Genomic DNA, 19399 nt, shown 5'->3' on the forward strand with positions numbered 1-19399 from the left:
CAAGGGGAGTTAGTTTTTGGGCGGCTCGTCGCGGGTGCGACGGGCCGTTTTTGCATTCGTCGGGGCACAGTTGTATGGTATGTACCAGTTCGTAACGCGTGGAGTGCGGCGAACATTCGATAGCGGCATTGGCCGCACATCATTCTCTTAGTGCAGAGTTCGGCATTATGTCGGCGTTGCTCAAGGAAAGGTAATACGAGTGGCAACCAGCCAGAATCTTGAAGATATGAAGCTGCCCGAGCTGAAAGAACTCGCCAAGCAGATGGGACTTCGAGGCACGTCAACGATGCGTAAGCCCGAACTACTGGCCACATTGCAGGCCGCCCGCTCTGGAGGTCAAGCTCCCGCCGGCGTCACCGTGCGTACGCCACGTACCGAGCAGAACAGCAAGACTGAAAAACGTGCCAATCACGTTGACAAGACTGCGGAATCTGAACAAGCTCCTGCACAGTCGGCTGAATCTGCGCCGATCACCGAGCCTTCCGAACCTACTGTGCAGCCTGCTGTGCCGGTCGTCGCACCTACCATATCTGTCGACGAACCAGCCGCAGCTGCGCCGGTCATCGATAGTCCAGTATCGTCAACCGACACTGCACCTGCTGCAACGGAACCAGTCAAGCGTTCCACTCATTCCGGTCGCGTGACTCGTCAGGCCGGCGAGCCGACACGTCGTACGCGCATTCGTAAGACCGCTGAATCGTCTGAAACTGTCGAATCACACGACGATAACGCAGACCAATCGTCCGCTCAGTCAGCAGCACAGCCGATTATCGAACTGCCAGAAGTTGCGAAGAGCGACACGCCGACCGCTGCGCGCCGTCGTCGCCGTGAAGAAGAAGCGTCCGCATTACTGCTCGACGATCTCGGACTCGAACCGACTGGCGATCGTGCCGAACACCGTCGCTCGTTTAACGACGACCGTCAGCAGAATCGTCGTCGCCGTGACTTCACGACGGATGCTGAGCGTCCTCGTCGTCGCCGCGTTGAAGAGCCAGCTGTTGCGGAAACTGAAGACAGTGACGTGCGCGATCTCGACGATATTCTCGCAACGTTGCCGACTACGACCGCTGCTGCATCGGACCGTTCGGACCGTTCGGACCGCGGCGAGCAGTCCGATAACGAGCCGACTGAGCGCGAATTTGTGCGTCGCAATCGCGATCGTGCAGAACGTGCCACCGATCGCAACACCGACCGGGGCGCCGATCGTTCGGCAGTATCGCGTATTGATCGCAACGCCGACCGTACTGCAGACCGTCATCAGCGTCGTCTGCGCGGCCGCGACTTCGATGAGCGTACAGGTGAGCGCGCCAACGATCGCGTCACAGATCGCGGTGACGTGCGCGCGAACGACCGCGAAGTGCGTCGTGAGGAGCCACAGGAAGATCTCGTGCCAGTTGCTGGCATCGTCGACGTGCTCGAATCGTATGCGTTCGTGCGCACATCCGGATACCTGCCCGGCCCGAACGACGTGTACGTGTCGATGGGACAAGTCAAGAAGTACGGTCTGCGCAAGGGCGATGCTGTACACGGTTCAATCCGCGCGCCGCGCGACAATGACCGTCGTAACCAGCGTCAAAAGTTCGTGCCACTGCAGTCGATTGATTCGATTAACGGCATGAGCGTTGAGGATGCGGCCAATCGTCCGCAGTTCTCCAAGCTCACCCCGCTGTATCCGCAGGAGCGGCTCAAGCAGGAAACTACGCCGAACAAGCTCACCGGCCGTATTATGGACATTGTTGCGCCGATTGGTAAGGGTCAGCGTGGTCTGATCGTTTCCCCGCCGAAGGCTGGTAAGACGATCACGTTGCAGAATATTGCCAACGCAATCGCTACGAACAATCCAGAAGTCCACCTGATGGTCGTGCTTGTGGACGAACGTCCGGAGGAAGTCACCGATATGGAGCGTACGGTGGCTGGCGAAGTGATTGCGTCGACCTTTGACCGTCCGGCGACTGATCACACTACCGTTGCTGAGCTTGCGATCGAGCGTGCGAAGCGTCTCGTGGAGCTTGGACAAGACGTGGTCGTGCTGCTTGATTCGATGACGCGACTCGCTCGTGCGTATAACATTGCCGCTCCGGCTTCGGGCCGTATTCTCTCCGGCGGTGTGGATGCGCAGGCACTGTATCCGCCGAAGAAGTTCTTCGGTGCGGCGCGTAACATCGAAAACGGTGGCTCGCTGACGATTATCAGCTCTGCGCTGGTGGAGACCGGCTCGAAGATGGATGAAGTGATCTTCGAGGAATTCAAGGGTACCGGCAATATGGAGTTGCGTCTGTCGCGTGATTTGGCGGATAAGCGTATGTTCCCGGCGATCGATATTAACGCGTCTGGCACACGTCGCGAGGAGCTGCTCACGGCTCCGAACGAGCTGCCGATTATTTACCGCCTGCGTCGTTTGCTCGGTGGACTTGAGCCGGAACAGGCGTATCAGACGCTCGTGCCGCGACTCAAGAAGGCGCCAACCAACCGCGATTTTCTCGCCGCGATTAGTCAGCAGGCCGGTTCGACAGCGGCCACTAACGGCAACTGAGTAACGGAATTGCGCGGGCTTACGGTCTGTTTTCAGGATGAAACCGGCCGTAAGTCCGCAGTTCGACGTCGCTACTGTTGACTTACGGTCGTTTCACACATGCAAAACGACCGTAAGTCAGCATGTGTATCGTCATGGTGCTGACTTACGGTCTGTTTGACCTGTTTGGGCCTGTTTGAACTCACGCCATAACCGTTAAATGATGGAATTCGGGTGTATGCCGTCCGAGTAACGGGTCCGCGTGCGCTTCGGCGAATCGGCGCAATCGCTGCACACCCTCACGCAATTCGTTGGCATCACCGGCATACGACAATCGCACGAATCCGGCACCGGCCGCGCCGAACGCCTCGCCCGGCACTACTGCAACACGCATCTCATCTAGCAGTCGTCGACTGAACGTGTCCGCATCCATGCGCGTGGCTCGAATATCAACGAACGCATAGAATGCACCTTGCGGTTCGATCAGTCTCACGGCAGTGCAATCAGCAAGCTTATCAAGTACGATCTGCCGTTTCGTACGGTATTCTTCGCGCATCGCAATCACATGGTCCATTGGGCCGGTGAGCGCAGCGACGGCTGCATACTGTGCGGTTGAATTGACTGATGAATGCATGAGTTCGGCGATTTTGCTGGTCTGTTCGATCAACGCGGATGGACCGAGTAGGTATCCGATACGCCAGCCGGTCATCGCGAATGTTTTCGACAGGCTTTCGACGACGACAGTGCGTTCGTGCATGCCCGGTACCGCGGCGATCGATGGAGCGGCGGGGAACGGTGCTGCGTTGATATCGCAGTCAGCGCTGTCATCGCTGTCAGCTTTATCGGCTGCAGAGTCCGTCGCCGTTGCACCATCCTCAAACACAAACGGATGATATACTTCATCGGAAATCGCCCACAGATCGTGCCACTTGCACACGTCGGCGATACGTGCCAACTCGTCAGCCGGTGTCACCGCGCCAGTCGGATTTCCGGGGGAGTTGATGATAATTGCGCGCGTGCGCGGCGTGATCGCAGCCTCAATATCGTCAGCATTGAGCTGCATGTGATGTTCCGGCGTGAGCGCGACCGTGACCGGCACGCCGCCGCACATCATGACTTCCGCATCGTACGACGTGAAGAACGGGGAGGGAATAATCACCTCGTCGCCGGGGTCGATCACCGCTTTCAACGCGAGGAACAAGCCGATCGTTGCGCCGTCAATCGCCTGAATTTCGCAATTCGGGTCGTATTCCAGTCCTTTGATATTGCGTGAATACTCAGCGACGGCCGCACGGAATGATTCGATACCCAGCACATTGGTGTACTTAGTGTGACCTTCACGAATCGAACGGCAGGCGGCTTCGACGATATGCGGTGCAGCAGTCGCGTTCGGCTCGCCGACGCACAGTGAAATCGCGTCGGGAGCTTGTTCAACGCGATCAAACACGTCGCGAATACCGGAACGGGGGATGTTGAGTGCCTGTTGCGCGAGTCGTGGAGTCATCATACTGTCACCTTTCGTTAAAACTACTATAAACAATATCGTAAACAGTAAATATTACGAAAATGAGTATGTTAATAAGTAAAAAATATTTGGTGACGTCAGCTGCAGCTGTGAGTGCGTGCCTGATGAATTACGTGACTGAGATAACGTGGTCGATGTGCGAAGTCGACTGGGTGAGAGATGGTGCCGCGCGAAAGTGACGGTTAATCGATGCGAGGCTATGATGGTTGGTCATGAGCGTGCAGAATAATCGGGATGATAAAGACCGCGCGGATGAACCGGTAACGTCGTCCGCTGGCATCGATGCCAAGGATGTCGCGATTCTCAATCTGCTGGAAGCGGATGGGCGAGCCACGTTGTCTCAACTTGCGAAAGCTACCGGACTGTCTGTTTCGGCTGCACAGTCACGCGTACAAAAACTTGAGAAACGCGGCATTATTCGCGGATATGCGGCGGTTATCGATTATGAGCGCAGCGGACTGCCGATTAGTGCGTTCGTTTCGGTAACGCCGCTCGATTACACGCGAGAATCGGAAATTCCGAATAAATTGCACGATATAGATGGCATTATCTCGTGCTATTCAGTCGCTGGTGCGCCGAGTTTCGTACTGCTCGTGCGCGTCGCCTCGCCTAGCAAACTTGAGGAATTACTGAACTTGATCCACCGCACTGTGCCAGTGAGTACCGAAAGTACTGTTATTCTCAAAACGTATTTTTAGCGGTGGCGGAATACCAGTACACCGAACCATCTGGTGAACGCTTGAGAATACCGTAATCGACTGCGTAGCGACGAATGACGGCTACTTCATCGACCAGCATGGCTAGTCGCGCGTTGAGCTCTGGCTCGCTCAACTGCGGTCGTGGTCCGAGGTTAGTGAAGACTCGTTCGATGATGGTAGTGAGAATACGGATACGAGACGCGTTATCTGAAGGCAGTTGCGTGATGCGTGGCATTTCCAGAATCGCCGTGTCGCCGAGCAGTAGCTTGATGTCGTCTGCGGCTGCAGTTAGATCTTCATTAGACAATGTTCCATCATCGTGAAGCCAACTCAGTTGACGTAGCGGTTCTTCTACCGTGATGGTGGTTGGGATGATGGTACTTGCCGCAGCATTTGCAGCATTCGCTGTGTTATTGCGCGTATCCTGATCGTCCTGCGCGGCCAATACGCGCACGAGCATTTGCCTCAGTTTTGGAGTGCGCAACATCGTCAGCAACATCCGGCATTCCCTCAGTGTTGTATCAATATGTTCTCTCATCATGCCGTCCCTCGTACGAGCGGTATTGCAATACAATGTGCCATATGCTAAGTCAAGAATACGCGCGCGTCGGGCGAACGCGGTGTAAATAGGCTCATGTGAGTGGAAACTGCAAAGGAATCATCGACGATGGCTGGTTCGTCGGCTCTCATGCTGGCGGCAGGTAGCCCCCTCCGTTCAGCGTGGCGGATCGGTTCACGTTCAGCGTGGTGGTTTTCTCTCACTGAGCGTCCCCTTAGTGAGCGTTTTCTGCCACGCGGCATATCGAGTGGTGGTTTTCTCTCACTGAGACATGCTTAAGCGAGCGTTTTCTGCCACTCACATCGGTGCGTGGCGGTTTTCTCTCACTGACGATGGTCTGAGCGAGCGTTTTCTGCCACTAGGTTGGGGGAGTGGCGTTTTTCTCTCATATGTGGCATTTGCATGCGCATTGGCTGATGACATGCATGACGGATGCGGGGGGCAGTGATAGGCTTCAATCATGAGCGAAACGCAAGAATCACAGTCCGACGGCGGTGACTGGCTGCCGGCAACCGACGCAACGCATACGCCCGAATCAGAAACGGTGATCGACTCGGCAGCCGCAGCCGAGCATCCAGAAATCGCTGAAACTGTGGCGAAAATCAAGGCCCTGCGTCAGTCCATCGATAACGTGGACACGGCCATCGTCTCGCTGCTCGCCGAGCGGTTCAAATACACGTCGCAAGTGGGCGTGCTCAAAGCGCGCGCCGGATTCGCGCCGGCTGACTACAAGCGCGAGGACTATCAGATCGAGCGGTTACATCGCATCGCCGTGGCCGCTGGTCTTGATCCGGACATCGCCGAAATGTACCGTGAGTTCGTAGTGACCGAAGCGAAAAAACGTCACGCGCGGATCGCGGCGGCCGGTGGAGATCCGGGAGTGCTCGACGTATTTGCATAACCTGTCTAGTATTCTGCGTCATTAATTTGTTAATGAATTCACTACCCTAGGACGGCTCCCCTTGCCAGGGAGAGCCGCGAACATCATTAACGCACTTCTGACGCCAGATACTAGGCACCTGATTGGATGCTGCTCGATGTGTTCGCCGGCAACATAGATGGGATGAGTGGCGGGTAAGATGCACTGACGTTGACGAACGGTAACGGATAGGCGGAGGGCGGTATGGGTTGTGTCGGTGTATTTCTGACGCGGGTTGCCGCGGCGTCCGTATCGCTCGCGCTTACGCTGACATTGCTGACGCCAGCTGGTTCCGGCGTCGGTACTGACAGCGGAACTGCACGGGCCGCAAGCCGATACCTCAATCGTGATGTATACGCGGCGTTGAACGCTCATACTATTGCAAACGACACGACGCAGTCGATCGTGTACTTGACCGGCATCGACGGTAATAACAGCAAGTCGGCCGCGATCAGTCACATGTCAGCCGATACGGAAGCACTACCGTGGCATGTACAAGTCACGTATTCGTTAGACGGTCCGCAGACGGACGCGGCGACGATCAACGGCGCCCACGGGCTAGTCGGCGTCCACGTTACTGTTACACGCGACGAACTTACATCTACTGATATCGCAAACATCGCTGATAATCTCGTGCCAGTACTCGCGTTTACCATCCCGACCGACGCAGGCAGTGATCTGACTGCGAGCGACGGTGTCACGATAACACAGCACGGTTCGGATACGGTGATCGCAGCAGTCGGCAACGCTAGGGGTGACACAGTAGACGGCAGCGGTGCTGCACACACGGACGTTGCGGACAGCACAGACAATGCGCATGCTACGCGCGATAAAGCTGTTGCAAACGCTACGAACGCGTTTACCTCGGACTTAGCAACGGTACTCGATTTCGGCGTTTATCTGAACGCCACGCACTTTTCAATGAGTCCGATTGTGTTCGCTGCAGTACCAGCCAGCGATGCGGACTCGCTCAATACGCAGCTCAGCGATCTGACAGCTGGAGCGACTTCGCTCGCAAACGATATGTCCGGCGCCGGCAATCATCAGTATGACGATCTCATCGCACAGCTGACTGCATTGCGCGAGAGTGAACGTGCGCTCGCCGAATCGACGATCAGCGAACGTAGTGCCGCACACAAGCGAGCATTCGACGCGTATATGGCCGCATACGTGGGCTCGTATACAACGCATTTGCGCGGTTCGATCAGTACGAAAACGCAGATGTCTGCGCTGATCGGTACGGCCGGCGAATTGAGTGGCGACACGCCGCTCGCGCAAGCTGTAGTTGATCTCGCAAATGCAGTGAACGCGGTGAGTGCCGCGCACCGGCATACGGGAGCAGCTGACGAAGTTGATACGATTATCCGGCGCATCCGACAGCAGGGAACAAACGGTTTAATAGACGAGCTCAAACAGGCCGCTGGTCATGAGTCGCAGCTCGGCTCGTCGGGATATAGTGCTGGGCAAGCGCAACTGTCGCAAGCCATGATCCCATATTCGATGGCGTACACGGACACATACACCGAGCACTTGAGTGAGCTGACTGGCGGCACATCGTCCGGTGCGGCGGCATATCAAGCGCAGGCGATTGAGCAGACGAACGCATCGTTCCAGTCGAGTGACGATCTCAAAGCCGATCAAGCGAAAGTTGATGCGGCAATGGCCGCGCTCGCTACTGCCAGTGAGCATACGGGACGTGCACAGGCGATTGAGCAGTTGCTGCTGCGGTTTGAAGACCAGTTTGAAGCGGGGGAGTCGTCGTCTGATGCGTCTTCTGCCTCACGCAAGAGTGTTGCGAATCCGTTGCGCTCGCTGTCTGAATCGTCGTCTCCGACGCTGGGAGTTGGTGGTAACGGCATCGCGGCTGTGGTCGAGGCGGCACGACTCAAGCAGTTGCGTGCGGCGCGTGAGCAGGCGGCTGCGCGGGCGCAACAGCAGACGTCACATGATGGTCAATCGGCGAGCTTGGTTGACGATCAGATTGCGATGAGCAAGGATGATGTGATGAGTTTTGCTGGGGCGGTGGGATCGATCAGCGGAGGTGAGTCGAGCGGCGGATCGGATGGTGCGGCTGGCTCGGATAACTCAGACAATGCTAACAGCAATAGTGATGGTGATACGGATGCGCAAGGTGGTGGCAAGTCGAAAACTGGTACGGTTAGCGTAATCGACACGCCATCCGTAGCGTTTGGTATGCAGGGGATGCATCCGGGGACGTTACTTACGGCGAGCAATGCTACTACGGTGAACGCAACTACGACGTTGAGTGACGGTGCTGACATACTGTCTGTCGCGGTACCAGCGTTGCGTGATGCGGGTGCGTTGAATGATTTGTCACAACGTACAACGTTGACATTGCCGGCGACGAATGACGCGATGTCGCGATTCCTGTTGGTCTATCAAACCGTACAGTAGTCTCAAACCGTACAGTAGTCTCACTGATAGTGGACTTGTCGGCCACCGGTTTCCATGTCGACGCTACCGGAGATCAGTTCGATTAACTGCTGCACAAGAGGAAATACGAGAAATGTGCCGCCGATCGACCATAGATTAAGAAAAATCGTGGACGCGCCCATTGGCACAAGAATGATACGTGCGGCAACCATGACAAGACCGATAATCGGTAGAATCACATGCGTAACCACAGGGAAGTGGCGTTTGGTACGGAATTGGTGCCACGAGACTATCAACAATGGCAGGGTCATCATCCATGCGCCGATTGCGGTGACAGTCGCTTGCACCGGGATACGTGCAGTATGTTGCGCACCCGGCAGGAAAATGGATACAGCAATCAGCGCAAGACCGATAAGAACAATACGTTTGAGTGGCTTGTCGTTGATCAGCTCATCTTCGGGCAGATCGTCTATTTGATCGTTGATATCTGTGTTATTTACATTGCTCATGCCGTTCACCTCGTTGCGATTATCGTTAACGACATCGTACCGCAAGGTTATGGCATACAAAATGGAACAATGCTCATTGTCTCATCACGTGTATCAGTATGGCGTGGCGGAAATCTCTCGCTGAGCGGGTGCTCAGCGAGAGATTTCCGCCACGCCAGACGGATACACGGGTTTGCGTTCTTGGGTGTGCTACCCCTCAGACCGCTTCGCAGTGCTGTCCTGACAAGGGGAGCCGAGACCGGAATTACTACTTCTTCTTCACAGGCTGAGCCTACGGGCAGTCCTGTGGACTGCCCGTAGGCTCAGTGAGCGGCTGCGCTATAAGCAGCCGCGAAGGCCGCCTGTTAAGAAGAAGTCTTACTTCTTCTTAACAGGCGGCTCTCCGAGCTCGCTTTCTTCGACGATGACGTCGATCGCGGCTTCGGCTTCGGCCTTTGCCCTAGCAGCAGCATCGACTGCAGCTTCGGCGGTTTCGTGTGCAGCCTTGATCGCGGCGGCCGCGCTCGCGAAGGAGATGCGACCGACCACGCGACCAGCCTCAGCAATATCACCCATCGCACTCTGCAACGATTCGCGCACGTCATCAGCCACACCGAGCTTGACGGACAGAATCGGCGTCTTCATCGAGACCTTAGCCTTCGACTTAATACCGCGCAGTGCAGCCAGAGCCTCACCAGCGTGAGCAAGCAGTTCCGGTGACACCTTAAACGCAGCCTGCTCGTACACGTTCGGCGTCGGCCATGCTGCACGATGCACCGAACCGTCATCCGCGTGCATCCAGCTCCACACTTCTTCCGTCGCATACGGCAGATACGGGGCGAGCAGACGTGCGAACGCGTCCAATCCCAGACCCAACGTCGTGCGTGCAGACTTCACGGCAGCCTCGCTCGGCACATGACCAGCAACATCCGGCGTACCATACGCGCGGTTCTTGACGAGCTCAATATAATCGTCGCAGAACTGCCAGAAGTAGCTTTCGATCACCTCAAGCGCCTTCGAATGCTCATACGATTCAAGCGCATCGGTGGCCTGACGCACCACGAGCGCCATCTTCGCCATCGCTGCACGATCGAGTGGCTCGGTTACATCAGCCGGGTCCCACGATGCAGTCGCAGCAGTGCCAACATGATGATTCTCGTCCTCGCGGCCAATCGCCAGCGCAAACTTCGTCGCGTTAAGCAGCTTAATCGCCAGACGGCGGCCGATCTTCATCTGACCTTCGTCATACGTTGCGTCCAAACCGAGGCGAGCGGAAGCAGCCCAGTAACGCACCGCGTCTGCGCCGAACTGTTCGATCGGCTTGTTCGGTACGACAACGTTGCCCTTCGACTTCGACATCTTCTTGTGATCCGGGTCGAGAATCCAACCCGACAAGGTCGCGTGTGCCCACGGCAAGCAGTGATTTTCAAGATGCGCGCGATCAACAGTCGAGAACAGCCACGTACGAATAATGTCCTGACCCTGCGGGCGCAAATCCATCGGGAACGTCGCCTTGAACAGCGCCTCGTTCTCCTCGCCCGGCTCAGCCCAGTGCGTCACGATCTGCGGAGTGAGCGAAGACGTCGCCCACGTATCCATGATGTCCTTCTCCGCCGTGAAACCGCCCGGCACATCACGTTGCTCAGCTGTAAAGCCAGCCGGCACGTCGATCGTCGGGTCAATCGGCAGAATATCCTCGCTCGGCGTGATCGGATGATCGTAATCGGCCGAACCATCCTCCTTCACCGGGTACCACAGCGGGAATGGCACGCCGAAGAAACGCTGACGGGAGATCAGCCAGTCGCCGTTCAGGCCGTGCACCCAGTTTTCGTAACGTACGCGCATAAAGTCCGGGTGGAAGTTGAGTTCCTTGCCGCGTTCGATCAGCTGCGCGTTCAGAGCCGTGTCGGTGCCGCCGTTCTTCAGATACCACTGACGAGACGTGACGATTTCCAGTGGCTTGTCGCCCTTCTCGTAGAAGTTCGTCATACGCTTGGTCGGCGTCGGCTCACCGTCCAGATCACCGGATTCACGCAGTTTGTCGACGATAATCTTGCGTGCGGAGAACGTAGTCTTGCCAGCCGTCTCCTCGAAGACTGCCTTGCCGCCCTCGTCGGTAATCCAATCCGGCACGGTCATAACAATACGACCGTTGCGCTGAATAATCGGACGGGTCGGCAGCTTCAAATCACGCCACCACTCGACGTCGGTTACATCACCGAACGTACAGCACATCGCGATACCGGCACCCTTGTCCATTTCGGCAGCCGGGTGAGCCAGAATCGGCACCTTCACCTTGAACAGCGGAGAGTAAACGTACTGACCGAAGTACTTCTTGTAACGATCATCGTCCGGGTTCGCAATCAGCGACGTGCAGGCTGCGAGCAGCTCAGGACGGGTGGTTTCAATGTAAATCGGCGTACCGTCCTCAAAACGGAACGCGACCTTATGATAGAAGCCCGGATATTCGCGGGATTCCAGCTCAGCTTGCGCAACCGCAGTCTGGAATGTCACATCCCACAGACCGGGTGCATCCTGCTGGTACGCTTCGCCGCGCGCGAGATTGCGCAGGAATGCCTTCTGTGCCACGCGCTGCGGATGTTCGCCGATTGTGTGATACGTTTGCGACCAGTCGATCGACAGGCCCAGCGAGCGCCACAGTGCCTCGAACTGCTTCTCATCGCGGGCAGTGAGCTGCTCGCACAATTCGATGAAGTTCTTACGCGAAATCGGCACCTGATCTTTGGCTTCGATTTTCTTGCCGTCAGTACCTTCAAACGGCGGCTTGAAATTCGGGTCGTAGGGCAGATTCACGTCCACGCGCACACCGTAATAGTTCTGCACGCGGCGCTCGGTTGGCAGACCGTTGTCGTCCCAGCCCATCGGGTAGAACACGTCAAAGCCCTTCATGCGCTTGTAACGCGCGATCACGTCAGTGTGCGTGTATGAGAACACGTGACCGACGTGCAAGTGACCGGATACCGTAGGCGGCGGGGTATCGATGGAATAGACAGCCTTGCGGTCGCGAGTATCGTTGAACTTATACGTGCCCTGCTCATCCCAGACGGCACGCCACTTATCTTCTAGACCGTCCACGCCGACTTTGTCGGGCAATGGAGTCAAATTTGCGTTGATGGTTTCGCTCATACGCGCGATTTTATGCGGCTTAGGTGACATCGGGCGAGCGCTTATGCGTGAGTTGATGAATGAGTTGATGAATGAGTTGATGAGCGGGCGTGATGCCTGATGTGGATGACGCTTGTGAGGTTCGTTCTTTGCAACGTACACAACCGGACGACGACTGTCGAAATTCTGCTCAGAACAGAAGTCAAATCGCGGGTCTTCAGTATCCTTGTAGGGACAAATAAATCCGTGGATTTTTGGAATACTCACGCTGTTCTCAAATTCCTTCGGACACCACCTATACGCAGACTGCCGTGCGCCCTCGCGAATCGAGCGCCCGTAACGGAACGGGTGGCCAGTGAAGTAGCGGGCCAACGCAGACATGCCGTGCAATATGGAAGGCCCGCCCTATGACCAATAAACACATAGAACGCAAAGCACTGATCGTCGGCAACGTGGTCAACATGATCCAAGTCGCGGCTGGTATGGCCGTGTTTTTCATGACTGGACTTAAAGCGCTGTTCCTTGATGCTTCTTTTACTGCGATTTCAGTACTGTCCGGTGTTATTGCAGTATATTTATCGTCGCGCACTGTGCGCACTACTGAGCGTTTCCCGAATGGATTGTTCGCGCTCGAACCGATTTACGCAATCTGCAAAGCCATTCTAACGATGTCGCTGTTGCTGTTTTCGTTCGTGGACGTGTCGCGAGTGGCATACGATTATTTCGTCCTCGGGCAAGGCGAGCGTATTGAAACTGGCCCTGTAGTGATCTACGAAATCGCGATGGTACTGATCTGTTTCGGTTTGTATCTATATTATCGCCGCGAAAACCATACGATTCGAAACTCCAGCACAATGCTGACCGCTGAATGCAAGAGCACGCTTGTGGATGGCACGATGTCGTTTGGCATCGGTGTGGTTGCTCTGATTCTGCTCTTCCTGCCGACCGGCGGAAGTCTTGACTTCTTGCATTACACAGGTGACTTCTTTATTACCGTTGCGCTCGTATTGTTTACGATTAAAGAGCCGTTTAGCGTGCTCAAAGAAGCATTCGTTGAGCTGGTTGGTGGCGTGCACGATGACGACGAGACGAATGCGTTTGTTGAAGCTACAGCTCAGCGTCATTTGCCGGCGAATACGGAATATGAACAGACGCTGATTTTCAAGACTGGCATGAATTATACGGTTGACATTTATTTGGCTGGTACAGGCGAGACGATCGACGTGGCTAATCTCGTTGACTGCAAGCGCTCGCTGGAAGCGGAGTTGAGGCATCGACTGCACATTGTCGATGTCGATTTTGTGTTCGACTGACGTGACGCTATTGGGACGGCCGTAACTCAGCAAGAAGCACACGCTACTGCTGAGTTACGGCCGTTTTTATACCGTCAAACGGCCGTAACTCAATGTTAGGTGCGTGATAGTGCTGACTTACGGTCGTTTGGAGGGATGAAGAAGGCCGTAACTCAATGAGAAGCACGAGATGGTGCTCAGTTACGGCCGTTTTTGTACCGTCAAACGGCCGTAACTCAATGTTAGGTGCGTGATAGTGCTGAGTTACGGTCGTTTGGAGGGATGAAAAAGGCCGTAACTCAATGAGAAGCACGAGATAGTGCTCAGTTACGGCCTTTGGACAACGCTTACTTCAGGCTCCAAGTGGACCCTTGCGGGCCATCTTCGATGGCGATGCCGGCTGCGCCGAGCGCGTCACGAATCTGATCAGCCTTAGCAAAATCACGCGCCTTGCGAGCTTGCGCACGAGCGGTGAGCTGTTCGTTAATCAACGTATCAAGCACCTCATGCTCACGGTTCTCACTGTCAGCACCGGCCGCTGCAGTACCACCTACCCACGGTTCGGCTAGCGGATCGAGTCCCAGCGTATCGAGCATCGCGCGCACCGCAACCAATGCAGCACGTATTTCATCGCGAGCAGCGTCAGAATCCGCACGATCAGCCAGCTGACTGAGCAACGTGTTGCCGTTACGAATCGCAGTGAAAATCGCCGCAGTAGCTCCCGACACGTTCACATCGTCGTTCATCGCAGTCACGAAATCAGTCGGCAGTGCGTCCGCGCCTACGGACTCAATCTCTTCACGCTCAGGCTGACCGCCCAACGCTACGCCTGCGCGTTCGATAAAGTTCGATACGCGATCATACGCAGCCTGCGCCTCAACCAGCGCCTGATCAGACCATTCAAGCATCGACCGATACTGCACTGAACCCAAAGCGTAACGCACTACCCACGCCGAATGCTCAGCAAGCACGCTCGGCACCGACAATCCAGTGCCCAGCGACTTCGACATCTTCTCGCCCTTCGCAGTCACCCACGCCGAGTGCATCCAACGAGCTGCAGAATCGTAACCGGCCGCGCGCGTCTGCGCCATCTCATTTTCGTGATGGGGAAAACGCAAGTCGAGTCCGCCGCCGTGAATGTCAAACATGCCGTCCAAGTAACGGTGACTCATCGCCGAGCATTCGATATGCCAGCCAGGTCGGCCCACGCCGAACGGCGTCGCCCAGCGCGCGTCCATCGGATCTGTATCTTTAGGTGCTTTCCACAGCGCGAAATCGCGCGGGTCATGCTTGTCAGGTGATAAATCAGCCGGATCAACCGGATTGTACTTGTCGTTACCTGCTGAATCCACACTCGGACCCATACGGTCCGCAACAGCCGCAGCCTCGTCGACTTCAGCCGCAGTCGAGCCGTCTGCACTCTGCTTTTGATGCGTCAACTCGCCGTAGTGCGGCCAACTTGCCACGTCAAAATACACGTTGCCAGTCGGCTTGCCGTCGGCATCGCGTACAACGTAACCGTGACCGTTGTCAATAATGCGCTGGATCAGATCAATCATGTCAATCATGTGACCGGTCGCGCGCGGCTCGTAAGTCGGCGGCAACACGCCGAGCGTATCGTATGCCTGCGTAAACTCGCGCTCGTAATAATATGCGCGCGCCCACCAACGCTGACCTGCAGCCGCAGCTTTATCGAGAATCTTGTCGTCGATATCAGTTACGTTGCGCACAAACGTGACCTGATAGCCGAGTCGCAGGAACCAGCGACGCACCACGTCGAACGCGACAGCCGCGCGAATGTGTCCGATGTGCGGGGACGACTGTACCGTTGCGCCACACACGTAGATGCCTACTTGCCCGGGTTTGATCGGCTTGAATGGGGAGACGGTGTGTGTTGCGGTGTCGTAAAGTCGCAACGCGGATGCGGACTTGGCGATGGTCTGTCCGCAAGTGTTGGAATTCAGCGGTTCTTGAGCTTCAGTCATAGTCTTGAGCGTATTCGCGTTGGCCGACATCGTGCGAGGAGCGAGGGATCGGTTGTTTGGGGAGTGTTACTGGCCGTAGAGCGGGCGAGTATTGGGTTATTGCTGGGTGAATACTAGGTAATTGCTGAGCGATTACTGAGAATTACTGACGATTGTGTGCGAAACGTGAACGTTTTGTTTACGTAGGTGATGTCACAATAGAGAGTATGACTCGACCGCAAGTGTTGATTTTGCAGCATGTCCCGTGGGAAAAGCCGGGACGTATCCAGACCTATCTCGATGAGTTAGGTATGCCGTCACAAGTGCTGACCATCGTTGACAAGAAGAAGCCGGATCTTCCTGATTTCGATGAGATCGCTGGCGTGGTGATTATGGGTGGGCCGATGGGCGCGACCGATTATGACAAGTATCCCGGGCTTAAAGTCGAAACGAAACTCGCTAAAGCGGCGATTAGTGTCGGCAAGCCGGTGCTCGGCGTGTGTCTCGGCCATCAGATTATTGCCACCGCGTTGGGTGCGAAGTTGAGTCGGGGAGAGGCGCCGGAGATTGGCTTTGGCCCGCTTAAGCGCGTGGATAAGGACGACTATTTCTCCATGTGGGACAAGCAAGTCGACGTGCTGCACTGGCACAACGACGTGGTTGGACTGCCCGCGGATAGTCGGCTGCTTGCGCGTTCTGTGACTACTAAAGTGCAAGCGTTCCGCTTCGGCACGGCTTTGGGACTGCAATTCCATCTCGAAGTGAGTGCTCCGCTGCTTGAAGAGTGGCTTGACGAGCCGTCAATGGTCAAGGATCTCAAGGCTGCTGGTGGGTCGAAGTCACAGTTGCGGGAAGATTTTGCGCAATACGATCCGCAGATTTTGCCGCTTGCTGAGCAAGTGTTTTCTGGATTCGCGGCGCGGTGCAACACGTATGCGCAAACGTTGGCGTGATGTAAGACGGCAACTCAAAAAGTTGCCGTCTTCGGCTACATTGGTGCATTATGCCGACTTACGATATTGGATTGGAACACGTTTCACTCGCTTTCGCTACCAAAACCATCTTCACTGATGTGACGCAAGGTGTTTTTGAGGGCGATCGCATCGGTATTGTTGGTCGCAATGGTGACGGCAAATCCACGCTGCTTCACCTGTTTAAGGGCACGCAAGAGCCGGATTCAGGCCGTGTGACCAAGCGCAATGGTCTGACGTTCGGCATGCTTGATCAGCGTGATCCGCTTGATGATAACGCAACCATTCGTGAAGCTGCGCTGGAAGGACGCGCGGATTACGAGTGGGCTGCGGAAACGCGGTCGCGTGAAATCGTCGAAGCGTTGCTCGGCGGGATGAGTTTGGATGCGAAGATCGGCTCACTTTCTGGCGGTCAGCGTCGTCGTGCTGATTTGGCTCGTCTGCTGCTTCATGATTGGGATATTCTCGCGCTGGACGAGCCGACCAACCATCTGGACGTGGTCACGATTCACTGGCTGGCTGAGCATCTGAAAAATCGTTGGTCGCGCGGTGAAGGTGCACTGCTACTGGTGACCCACGATCGCTGGTTTTTGGACGAAGTGTGCGAATCGATGTGGGAAGTTCACGACGGGGTGATTGATCCATTCGAAGGTGGTTATTCTGCGTACATGCTGCAGCGTGTCGAACGTGATCGGCAAGCCGACGTGCGAGAGACAAAACGGCGCAATCTCGCTCGCAAGGAGCTTGCGTGGTTGTCTCGCGGTGCGCGTGCGCGTTCAACGAAACAGAAGTTCCATGTCAAGGCTGCGCGCGAACTGATCGCTGATGTGCCGCCGATGCGCAACACGTTGGAATTGAAGCAAATGGCAACATCGCGCCTCGGCAAGCAGGTTGTCGATCTGATTGATGTGACTCAGATTTTCGAGCATGTAGCTGGTACGGTATCGGCGAGTGATGCGATTGACCCTGATGTTGCGGCGATGGCTGATTCTGCGTCGCGTGTCGACGTGGTCAATCCCATGTATGCCGAGCCTCAAGTGCACGGTTCGATTGAAGTTGCGGTGACAGATATGGACGATCCGCGACTGGTAGATGCTGGCGTGCCTGAGGCGGTTGAGGCAGCTGCGGCTGCGCGAGCAGCTGAAGCTGCGATGAGTGACGAGGAACGTGCGACTCGCCGTCGCTTGACTGGCGGCGAAACCATTGGCGTGGATGAATCCGTTGTTGATACGACGACGGCTGCGCGTCACGTTACGGTTACAGGCCGTAAGATTCTTGACGATGTGACGTGGCTGATCGGTCCTGGCGATCGATTTGGTATCGTTGGTGCGAACGGTGCTGGCAAGTCCACGCTGTTGAAATTACTTGACGGTTCGTTGACGCCGACTGCTGGTCATGTAAACATCGGCAAAACAGTTCGTTTCGCAGTACTTTCTCAGCGACTTGATGAGCTGGAGAAGCTCGGCAAATACAAGATTAAGGAAGTATTGAGCCGTTATAAGCCAAGTTATATCGTGGACGGCAAGGAAGTGACTCCCGGTCAGCTTATGGAACGGCTCGGCTTTGAGTCGGCGCAATTGATGACGCCGATCGCTGACCTGTCCGGTGGTCAGAAACGTCGTATGCAGTTGCTGCTGATCTTGCTGGATGAGCCGAATGTGCTCATTATGGATGAGCCTGGCAACGATTTGGATACGGACATGCTCGCCGTAATGGAGGACTTGCTCGATACGTGGCCGGGCACTCTTATCGTGGTTTCTCACGACCGGTATCTGCTCGAACGTGTGACTGATGAACAGTTCGCGTTGATCGGCGGTAAAGTGCGTCATTTGCCCGGTGGTGTGCAGGATTATCTCGACATGGTCGAAGATTTGAAGAATGGCAAGCCGCTGCCTGTGCTCGAACCGGCGTATGGGAAGAAGCGCAAGGGAGTGAGTGCTGGTGCTGACACTACGGCGTCGGGTGATACTGGAGTGTCTTCAACGGCTGAGGCAACGGCGGATGCTGCTACGCAGAGTGAGAGCGATGAGATCAGTCGGCCCAAGCTCACTGGTAAAGCATTCCATGATGCGAGCAAGCGTGTGGCTGCTATTGACCGTAAACTCGCCAAACTTGAAGAGCAAAAAGCTGATCTCGAAGCGCAAATGGCTCAGCATAATCCAAGCGATTATGCAGGGCTCAACGCGCTCAACGAGCAGCTTAAAGCTGTGAACGACGAATCTGACGACCTGACTGCCGAATGGATGGAGCTGTCTGAACAGCTTGAATAGTTGAGGTTTTCAGGGGGTGTTCCTATGTTTTTGTCAACCGTGTGAGGGGTTGACGTGTCGCATTCTGGTTGGTTGTGGTGGGCGTGCTTCGCTTTGGCCTTGGCGATTCGTTGCCGTAGCCGGTGTTTGTGTTTTGTTCAGGCGGCGAGGGTTTGTTCCTGGTAGAGGGTGCCGTTCTTGAGCATGCTGTAGATCACGTCGCAGCGGCGTCGGGCGAGGCAGATGATGGCGGCGTTGTGGTGTTTGCCTTGTCCTCGTTTGCGTTTGTAGTAGGCGATGGATGGCGGGTGTTTAGTGGAGGCGACAAACGCAGACTGCCATAGTGCGTTCTTGAGGCGTTTGTTGCCGCCCCGGGCGGGGTGTTCGCCTTTGATGCTGGTGCCGGATTGGCTGGTGATGGGCGCGATGCCGGCGTACGCGGCGAGGTGGGCCGCGTTTTTGAAGTTCGAGATGTTCCCGCCGATTGCGAGGAGGATGTTGCTTGCGGTCCTGGCGCCTATCCCGGGCATCGACGTCAGGACCGTGAGAAGAGGGTGATCGTTGAGGAGCTCCTCGACCTGCGAGGCGAGGTTGCGGCGCCGGTCCTTGATCTGTTTGATGTCGCGGGCGATCGAGGGGATGATGGTCTCGGCCATGTCGGTGCCGGGTACGGTAACGGTCTGTTCACCGATGGCCTTGAAC

At 55.9% G+C, this 19399-nt stretch carries 13 protein-coding genes; 7 read left to right on the top strand and 6 right to left on the bottom strand.

From position 1 onward, the window contains the following. Positions 1-226 precede the first annotated feature (226 nt). Positions 227-2533 (top strand): transcription termination factor Rho, encoded by a 2307-nt coding sequence (gene rho, locus BHAP_RS02525; protein WP_420807703.1) that lies wholly within the window; start codon positions 227-229, stop codon positions 2531-2533. 181 nt (positions 2534-2714) lie between these two features. Here rho and BHAP_RS02530 read toward each other — a convergent pair whose 3' ends face one another. Further along, positions 2715-4019, bottom strand: a complete 1305-nt coding sequence (locus BHAP_RS02530; protein ID WP_094729245.1) for a pyridoxal phosphate-dependent aminotransferase — start codon at positions 4017-4019, stop codon at positions 2715-2717. Positions 4020-4249: 230 nt separating this feature from the next. Between BHAP_RS02530 and BHAP_RS02535 the strand changes: the two genes are divergently transcribed. Further along, entirely contained in the window at positions 4250-4735 is a 486-nt protein-coding gene (locus BHAP_RS02535) for an Lrp/AsnC family transcriptional regulator (RefSeq protein WP_094729246.1), read from the top strand. Here the strand turns inward: BHAP_RS02535 and BHAP_RS02540 are convergent. Further along, positions 4719-5234, bottom strand: a complete 516-nt coding sequence (locus BHAP_RS02540) for a DUF2087 domain-containing protein (RefSeq protein WP_158216412.1) — start codon at positions 5232-5234, stop codon at positions 4719-4721. The two genes, BHAP_RS02535 and BHAP_RS02540, sit on opposite strands and share 17 nt — an antisense overlap. Before the next feature lie 520 nt (positions 5235-5754). Between BHAP_RS02540 and BHAP_RS02545 the strand changes: the two genes are divergently transcribed. Beyond that, positions 5755-6195 carry a chorismate mutase gene (locus tag BHAP_RS02545; protein WP_094729248.1) on the top strand — a complete coding sequence of 147 codons (441 nt, stop codon included), beginning with the start codon at positions 5755-5757 and terminating at the stop codon, positions 6193-6195. Between the two features lie 222 nt (positions 6196-6417). Next, the gene (locus tag BHAP_RS02550) at positions 6418-8628 is read left to right on the top strand and encodes a hypothetical protein (protein ID WP_094729249.1); all 2211 of its coding nucleotides are present in this window, start codon (positions 6418-6420) and stop codon (positions 8626-8628) included. 20 nt (positions 8629-8648) lie between these two features. On the opposite strand, the gene BHAP_RS02555 is transcribed toward BHAP_RS02550, so the two are convergent. Together BHAP_RS02555 and valS are read right to left on the bottom strand one after the other, a co-directional pair. Continuing rightward, positions 8649-9116 carry a hypothetical protein gene (locus BHAP_RS02555; RefSeq protein WP_143248714.1) on the bottom strand — a complete coding sequence of 156 codons (468 nt, stop codon included), beginning with the start codon at positions 9114-9116 and terminating at the stop codon, positions 8649-8651. A 357-nt stretch (positions 9117-9473) separates the two neighbouring features. Beyond that, the gene (valS, locus tag BHAP_RS02560) at positions 9474-12242 is read right to left on the bottom strand and encodes a valine--tRNA ligase (protein ID WP_169713151.1); all 2769 of its coding nucleotides are present in this window, start codon (positions 12240-12242) and stop codon (positions 9474-9476) included. Positions 12243-12628: 386 nt separating this feature from the next. Between valS and BHAP_RS02565 the strand changes: the two genes are divergently transcribed. After that, positions 12629-13534, top strand: coding sequence for a cation transporter (locus BHAP_RS02565; RefSeq protein ID WP_094729251.1), 906 nt, complete (start codon positions 12629-12631; stop codon positions 13532-13534). 326 nt (positions 13535-13860) lie between these two features. Here BHAP_RS02565 and cysS read toward each other — a convergent pair whose 3' ends face one another. Beyond that, the gene (gene cysS / locus BHAP_RS02570) at positions 13861-15498 is read right to left on the bottom strand and encodes a cysteine--tRNA ligase (protein ID WP_094729256.1); all 1638 of its coding nucleotides are present in this window, start codon (positions 15496-15498) and stop codon (positions 13861-13863) included. A gap of 206 nt (positions 15499-15704) precedes the next feature. On the opposite strand from cysS, the gene BHAP_RS02575 reads away from it, so the two are divergent. Together BHAP_RS02575 and BHAP_RS11980 are read left to right on the top strand one after the other, a co-directional pair. After that, a complete protein-coding gene (locus BHAP_RS02575) occupies positions 15705-16430 on the top strand; it encodes a type 1 glutamine amidotransferase (protein ID WP_094729252.1) in 726 nt (241 codons plus the stop codon). Between the two features lie 50 nt (positions 16431-16480). Beyond that, on the top strand, positions 16481-18718 hold the full coding sequence (locus BHAP_RS11980; protein ID WP_094729253.1) for an ABC-F family ATP-binding cassette domain-containing protein: 2238 nt from the start codon (positions 16481-16483) through the stop codon (positions 18716-18718). A 137-nt stretch (positions 18719-18855) separates the two neighbouring features. Here the strand turns inward: BHAP_RS11980 and BHAP_RS02585 are convergent. Then, positions 18856-19399 (bottom strand): transposase (locus BHAP_RS02585; RefSeq protein WP_143248715.1); only part of this gene is annotated, 544 nt, incomplete at its 5' end.

The sequence above is a fragment of the Bifidobacterium hapali genome (assembly GCF_002259755.1).
Classification (GTDB): domain Bacteria; phylum Actinomycetota; class Actinomycetes; order Actinomycetales; family Bifidobacteriaceae; genus Bifidobacterium; species Bifidobacterium hapali.